The sequence below is a fragment of the uncultured Escherichia sp. genome, from assembly GCF_948475835.1.
Lineage (GTDB): Bacteria > Pseudomonadota > Gammaproteobacteria > Enterobacterales > Enterobacteriaceae > ECMA0423.
This window is the reverse complement of sequence record NZ_CAOLGM010000053.1, coordinates 21,397-28,540: the sequence shown is the minus strand read 5'-3', so window position 1 is coordinate 28,540 and position 7,144 is coordinate 21,397. Positions and strand designations below refer to the sequence as shown.

The 7,144-nt window shown below is 51.8% G+C and carries 5 protein-coding genes; all 5 read right to left on the bottom strand.

Translation table 11 applies throughout. The annotated features are described in order from the left end of the window. Nucleotides 1-239 precede the first annotated feature (239 nt). Nucleotides 240-1,613, bottom strand: a complete 1,374-nt coding sequence (cysG, locus tag QZF50_RS12150; RefSeq protein WP_000349863.1) for a siroheme synthase CysG — start codon at nucleotides 1,611-1,613, stop codon at nucleotides 240-242. Between the two features lie 18 nt (nucleotides 1,614-1,631). After that, complete coding sequence (nirC, locus tag QZF50_RS12145; protein ID WP_000493556.1) at nucleotides 1,632-2,438, bottom strand: nitrite transporter NirC; 807 nt, start codon at nucleotides 2,436-2,438, stop codon at nucleotides 1,632-1,634. A 126-nt stretch (nucleotides 2,439-2,564) separates the two neighbouring features. Continuing rightward, nucleotides 2,565-2,891, bottom strand: coding sequence for a nitrite reductase small subunit NirD (nirD, locus tag QZF50_RS12140; protein ID WP_000084764.1), 327 nt, complete (start codon nucleotides 2,889-2,891; stop codon nucleotides 2,565-2,567). Next, nucleotides 2,888-5,431 (bottom strand): NADPH-nitrite reductase large subunit, encoded by a 2,544-nt coding sequence (gene nirB, locus QZF50_RS12135; protein ID WP_000049213.1) that lies wholly within the window; start codon nucleotides 5,429-5,431, stop codon nucleotides 2,888-2,890. Before nirB ends, nirD begins: the two co-directional genes overlap by 4 nt. 261 nt (nucleotides 5,432-5,692) lie before the next feature. After that, nucleotides 5,693-6,874, bottom strand: coding sequence for an MFS transporter TsgA (tsgA, locus tag QZF50_RS12130; RefSeq protein WP_000185247.1), 1,182 nt, complete (start codon nucleotides 6,872-6,874; stop codon nucleotides 5,693-5,695). Between the last annotated feature and the right edge of the window lie 270 nt (nucleotides 6,875-7,144).

Sequence of the window (7,144 nt, the reverse complement as noted above, 5' to 3'; positions counted from 1 at the left end):
CCCTATGTATTATATATTAATTAATATTCATTGATTATATGAATATAAGCAGACTGCTCGTTAAGAACGATACAGGAATATTTAATTGGCGTCAGTGAGCGAATGACTTAATTTTGTAAGTCGCTGTAACGGTGAATATAACCCATTAGCAGATAATATTTATTAAGGGGCTACGTTTTATTTGCTGAATATATAAAAAGAGTCATTAAGAAGGCCAGAATTCTCTGGCCCGGGTTAAATTAATGGTTGGAGAACCAGTTCAGTTTATCGCGCAGGCCAACAACCCGACCAATAATAATTAGCGATGGGCTGTTCATTTGCTGAGCAAGTTCACCGAGTTGCGTGAGCGTACCGTCAATCACGCGCTGCGTGACTGCTGTTCCGTTTTCGACAATTGCCACCGGCATTTCGCCAGGCATACCGTGTTCAATCAGCTTTTGCTGAATAGTCGCAGCCTGATTCAGCCCCATATAGAACACCAGCGTCTGTTTTTCTGCCGCCAGGTTTTCCCAGTCCAGCTCGCCACCGGTTTTTAAGTGTCCGGTAATTAAGCGCACGCTCTGGGCATAATCGCGATGCGTGAGCGGAATACCCGAATAGGCAGAGCAACCAGAAGCTGCGGTAATACCCGGAACCACCGAGAACGGAATACCCGCGTTGCACAGTGTTTCCAGCTCTTCGCCACCACGGCCAAAAATAAACGGATCGCCACCTTTCAGCCGCACCACGCGTTTGCCTTTTTGCGCTTCCCGCAGCAGGATCTGGTTAATCTCTTCCTGCGGTACACAGTGGTATCCCGCGCGTTTGCCGACGAAAACGCGATCAGCATCGCGGCGTACCAGATTCATAATATCGTCAGAAACCAGACGGTCGTAGACCACCACATCTGCCTGCTGAATTTGTTGCAGTCCTTTCAGCGTCAGCAGCCCGGCATCGCCCGGACCTGCACCAACCAGCACCACTTCACCGCGATGGTCGAGCGGTTCGTTGATTAACTGTTCGGTCGTTTCAGTAATGGCTTTCTGATCGTTGTTTGCCAGCGACTGCGCCAGGCGGTCGTTAACGAACAATTTCTCCCAGAAACGGCGACGCTCACTCATCGTGGCGAACTGTTGTTTCACTCGCCCGCGTAATTGCCCGGCATATTTCGCCACCTGGCCCAGATGCAACGGCAGCAGTGATTCGAGTTTTTCGCGCAACAGGCGCGCCAGAACCGGAGAGGTGCCGCCAGAGGAGACCGCGACCATGAGCGGTGAGCGGTCAATAATCGACGGCATAATAAAGCTGGCGGCTTTCGGCGCATCGACCACGTTACAGAAGATGCGACGAGCTTCAGCGGCTTCGCTGACGCGCTGGTTAAGCGCGTCATCATCCGTCGCTGCAATCGCCAGCCAGCAGGTGTCGAGAAGGCTTTCATCAAATGGCCCTTCGACGAGGGTTAACATGCCTGCATCTGCCCATGCGGTGAACTGTGGAATAAACGCTAATGCATTCACCGTTAAGCGAGCGCCTGCGTCTAACAGCAACCTTGCTTTGCGTTCCGCGACATCACCACCGCCGACAATCAGACAGTCGCGATCGCGTAATTGGCAAAATATAGGCAAATGATCCACGTAAAAACCCCTTAGTAATTAACCGGCAGCCGTTTCAGTTTGATTAAATTTGTCCGCAACCGGACGATTCGCTTTCGGCGTAGCATACCAATAACCCAATCCCATGAATACGGCACCTGATAAAGTATTACCCAGCGTCACCCACAGCAGGTTATGACCAATACCCGCCAGCGTGTAGGCTTCGCTGTGGTTGCCGAACCAGGAGAGCGCGAACAGCGTCATGTTAGCGATAGAGTGCTCGTAGCCAGACGCGATAAATGCCAGCAGACACCACCAGATAGCGATAAATTTCGCCGCCCCTTCAGTGCGCAGCGCCATCCAGATTGCCAGGCAAACCAGCCAGTTACACAATGCACCTTTGAAGAACAGTACCATTGCCGGTGCAGTGGTTTTAGCCAGCGCGACGGAGTGAACGATGCTGGTATCTACCGGCAGCAGGCTACCGCCGCCCCAGCTATAGAGCATGGCAACGAAGACGGAACCGACCAGGTTACCCAGCCAGGTTTGCGGCAGGATTGCCCACATTTGCCCGTGGCTGATGCTGCCCGCTTTTACCCCAAAGGTGAGGAACATGGTGTGTCCGGTGAACAGTTCAGAACCGGCGATAATCACCAGCGTTAAGGCGATACCAAAGGTCGCGCCCATCACCAGCGGACGTACGGACGGGTCGAGCAAATTACCGAGCGTGAAAATCAAGATGATCCCAAGACCCACATACGCGCCCGCCATGGCGGAGCTGACCCAAAAGCCGAGCGGGTTATTTGCCGACAGGCGTGCAATGCGCGCAGCGTTAGCCGCACACTTATTAATAGTGTCTGTAAACATTTGATTATCCTTTAAAAAATAAAAACAAAAAAATAAAACAAAAAGTTTAAAAAATGTCCTGCAATATACCGAAGGTCATTACAGGACCATGCAAAAAGGGGAGGCATTGCGCCTCCCGTTAAAACATTAACCGCGCAGCTGCACCACGCCGTCTTTCACTCGTGCTTCGTAATGTTTGACGGAAAACTGTTCGTCTTCCATGCACAAGCCATCACTTAAGCGAAAACGCTGTTTTTTCAGCGGGCTGGCGACCCACAGCTCGCCCTGGTGTTCCGCAATCAGCCCGCGTGACAGCACGCTGGACTCGAAGAACGGGTCGATGTTGCTGATCGCAAACACCTGATCGCTGTGATACGGGCGGAAAATTGCTACCTGCTCGTCACCTAACAGCGCGCAGACGCCGGTTTCAGGCAGGATGTCATCGATTTTGCAGATGTCTTTCCACTGGCTCATGCGTTGTCCTCCACCAGAGTTACCGGGATACGTTCATACGGCGTTGCCGGACGGTGCTGTTCGCGCTCTGGCACCATCTGTACGTTCGGGTCACGCTTGTCGCTGTTGATGAAGTGTTTGAAGCGAGTCTGCGCGGACGGTGTATTGACCGTTTCAGTCCACTCACACACTACCGCTTCACGCAGGCGCGCCATCTCTTCTTCCAGATGTGCGTTCAGCCCCAGTTTGTCGTCAATGATCACCGCTTTCAGATAATCGATGCCGCCTTCGAGGTTTTCTAACCACGGCGCGGTACGCGTCAGTTTGTCGGCGGTACGGATGTAGAACATCATGAAGCGGTCGAGATATTTGATCAGCGTTTCGCGATCGATATCCGCTGCCAGCAGATCCGCATGACGCGGTTTCATGCCGCCGTTACCGCAAACATACAGGTTCCAGCCTTTTTCAGTGGCGATAATACCCACGTCTTTACCCTGAGCTTCTGAACATTCACGGGTACAGCCGGAGACACCGAACTTCATTTTGTGCGGCGTACGGATGCCTTTGTAGCGGTTTTCCAGTTCCACGCCGAGGCCGACGCTGTCGCCAACGCCGTAGCGGCACCAGGTGCTACCCACGCAGGTTTTCGCCATACGTAGTGCTTTCGCATAGGCATGACCGGTTTCGAAGCCAGCTTCAATCAGCTGACGCCAGATCTCCGGCAGATCGTCTTTCTGTGCGCCAAACATCGCCAGGCGCTGAGAGCCGGTGATTTTGGTGTAGAGATTAAATTCACGCGCGATACGACCCACTGCCATCAGTCCTTCCGGGGTGATTTCACCGCCCGGAGAGCGCGGGATCACCGAGTAGGTTCCGTCTTTCTGGATGTTAGCGAGGAAGTTGTCGTTAGAATCCTGCAGCGGAGTATGTTCCGGCTTCAGAATGTATTCGTTCCAGCAGGAGGCCAGCAGCGAACCGACGGTTGGTTTACAAACTTCACAACCGTAGCCTTTGCCGTGTTTCGCCAGCAGTTCTTCGAAGGTTTTAATGCCTTCAACGCGGATCAAATGGAACAGTTCCTGACGCGAATAAGCAAAGTGTTCGCACAGGTTGTTGTTAACTTCGATGCCCTGTTTCGCCAGTTCCGCGTTCAGTACCTGAGTAACCAGCGGGATACAGCCACCGCAGCCAGTACCCGCTTTGGTTTCAGCTTTCAGCGCCGCAACGGTGTGGCAGCCTTTGTTGATGGCAGCAATCAGATCACCTTTGGTGACGTCGAAGCAGGAGCAGATTTGCGCGCTGTCCGGCAGTTTATCAACACCGATAGACGGCTTGCCGCTACCAGAGTGTGCTGGCAGGATCAGGGAATCCGGGTTTTCCGGCAGTTCGATAGCGTTCAGCACCAGTTGCAGCAGGTTACCGTAGTCGCTGGTATCGCCCACCAGTACCGCACCGAGCAGGGTTTTGTTGTCTTCGCTGACAATCAGGCGTTTGTAGATCTCTTTACTTTCGTCGAGGTAAACGTAGCTACGTGCGCCAGGCGTGCGACCGTGCGCATCACCAATACCGCCTACGTCTACGCCCAGCAGTTTCAGCTTGGCGCTAAGGTCAGCACCTTCAAAGGCGTTTTCGCTACCCAGAATATGGTCAACGGCGACCTGCGCCATTTTGTAGCCTGGTGCTACCAGACCAAATACACGGTTGTTCCAGCTTGCGCATTCACCGATGGCGTAGATATCCGGATCGGAAGTCTGGCAGGAATCATTAATGACGATACCCCCACGCGGAGCAACGTCCAGACCACACTGGGTTGCCAGCTTATCGCGCGGACGGATACCGGTAGAGAAGACGATAAAGTCAACTTCCAGCTCGCTGCCGTCGGCAAAACGCATGGTTTTACGCGCTTCGACACCTTCCTGCACAATCTCAAGGGTGTTTTTGCTGGTGTGAACGCGCACGCCCATACTTTCGATTTTGCGACGCAGCTGCTCGCCACCCATCTGATCAAGCTGTTCCGCCATCAGCATAGGGGCAAATTCGATAACGTGGGTTTCAATACCTAAGTTTTTCAGCGCGCCAGCGGCTTCCAGACCTAACAGGCCGCCACCAACAACGGCACCGCGTTTGCTGCGACGGGCGCAGGATTCAATGGCGTTGAGGTCTTCAATGGTGCGATAGACAAAGCAGTCCTGAGTATCAGAACCTTTGATTGGCGGGATCCACGGGTAGGAACCGGTCGCCATGATCAGCTTGTCATAAAAAACGGTACGCCCGGCGCTGGAGTGAATCACCTTCTCCTGACGGTTGATGGTGATAGCGCGTTCGCCGACCAGAACTTTGATGCCGTGTTTCTCGTAGAAGCCTTCGCGCACCAGCGACAGCTCTTCGGCGGTGTGGTGAGAGAAGTAAGACGAGAGGTGTACGCGGTCATAAGCGATGCGCGGTTCTTCACAGAAAACGGTAATATCAAAGTTGGCCGCATCAGATTTATCAAGAAGATCTTCGATAAAGCGATGGCCGACCATACCGTTACCGATAATTGCGAGTCTGACTTTGCTCATTTTTGCCTCGATTTCTTTTCTATTACCGCCTACCTTAACGATTCAGCAACCCCGCTTATTGATGTAAATCAAATTCACCTTTATATACTCCTTAAGGGGTATATTACTGATTTGTATAAATTTTCTTAAGTCACGGAATTGTCTGATATTTCATGTTTGTGCAAAAAATAGACAAAATGAACGGGTTTATAGAAATAGATGCACGTAGCGGGGGAAGAGAGGAAAAGGCCGGACGACGATAGTGCCGTCCGGCATTAGCAATTAATGAGAGGTCAGGGTGTTATGCTGACGGTGACGGCTGACGAAACCTAACAGGAAGCACATCACAAAGACGACAGCGTACAGACCGTTTGCTGTAAGCAGTGCCGCCTGCGGACCGCTATGTTCAACAATCGGGCCGGTAACCACAAAGGTCAACATAGTACCGATGGTTCCGCAGGTCAGGACAAAGTTAACCAGTTTTGGCGACGGTACTTTGGTCTGCTGTGAACCCAGGGTGATGATGGTGGTATAGATCGCGCTGGAGAAGAAGCCCAGAGCGAGAATTGACCACGCCATATGTGCTGGTGTTCCGGTGTTAAAGACGTACATCAGAATCGCAGCCAGACCAGCCAGTACGGTCAGAATGCGTTGCAAATCAAAGAAGCGAAGAATAAAGCTGAACGCCCACATGCCGACCATGTATGACATCCAGAAGTTACTCACCAGCGTGCCCGCGTCGTTCAGGCTCATGCCCAGGCCTTTGGCATACTCAGGCACCCAGGAGATAAAACCTAACTGACCGAGGATGTAGCACAGCGCCGCAACAGAGAGAAACAGTACGCCGATCCCCCACTTTTCTTTCTCTACCGGAGCATCCGTTTTTGGCGCATGTTTGCCCAGCGCCGGGAACTCACAGCCGAAGGTCAGAATAAAAATAGCGACATACACCAGCCCGATGCAGGCATAAACCCAGTACCACTCAATGCTGCGCGCCAGTAGAAACGCGGCGATCATTGGGAAAATCATCCCAGCCATACTGAAGAAGGAGTCGGTAAATAACAGGCGGGAACCGCGCTGACGCCCTTCATACATTTGTGTTACCAGGAATGTACCAATCGACATGGTGATGCCGCTGACCACCCCGAGAATGAACATCGCCGCCGAGAACAGCGCCAGGCTGTGGCTGAACATCAAACCGGCAACCGCCAGCACCATCAGGAGAAAGCCAAAACGTAACTGCGTTTTCAACGGGACGATTTCCATCAGCCAGGCGTTGAGGAAGATAGAGATTAAAATGCCGGCGTTGAGGAAGGTGAAGGTGTTACTCATACTGGAAACAGGCAGATTGAAATAATCGGCGATATTTCCCATCACCATCCCGGTGACAATAACCAACGCACCAGTCAGTGCGTAGGAGAGAAAGCTAATCCATGTGAGCTTGATGCGATTGCTGTTAGTCATGATTGGCCTGCGTTCAAAAATAAAATGGCATAGCGGGATATGCCGCGAGCGGGCGATTTTAGGTGATTTTGTGATCTGTTTAAATGTTTTATTGCAATCGGTTGCTAAATTGCATTTTAAGAGGTGATTTTGATCACGGAATAAAAAGTGATCGTCAGGTTACATATATTTCAGATACGTAAAATTAGGTAAAGGGATGGCCTTGTTCTTGAAGGCTATTTAGAATCTCTTCACTTGCTTTTTTTCTGCTCTGTTTGTTAAGGAAATCTC

What these genes read in the sequence shown, in the direction of transcription:
- nirC (WP_000493556.1), bottom strand. Translation starts at nt 2,438, where the DNA reads ATGTTTACAGACACTATTAATAAGTGTGCGGCTAACGCTGCGCGCATT.
- nirD (WP_000084764.1), bottom strand. Translation starts at nt 2,891, where the DNA reads ATGAGCCAGTGGAAAGACATCTGCAAAATCGATGACATCCTGCCTGAA.
- nirB (WP_000049213.1), bottom strand. Translation starts at nt 5,431, where the DNA reads ATGAGCAAAGTCAGACTCGCAATTATCGGTAACGGTATGGTCGGCCAT.
- tsgA (WP_000185247.1), bottom strand. Translation starts at nt 6,874, where the DNA reads ATGACTAACAGCAATCGCATCAAGCTCACATGGATTAGCTTTCTCTCC.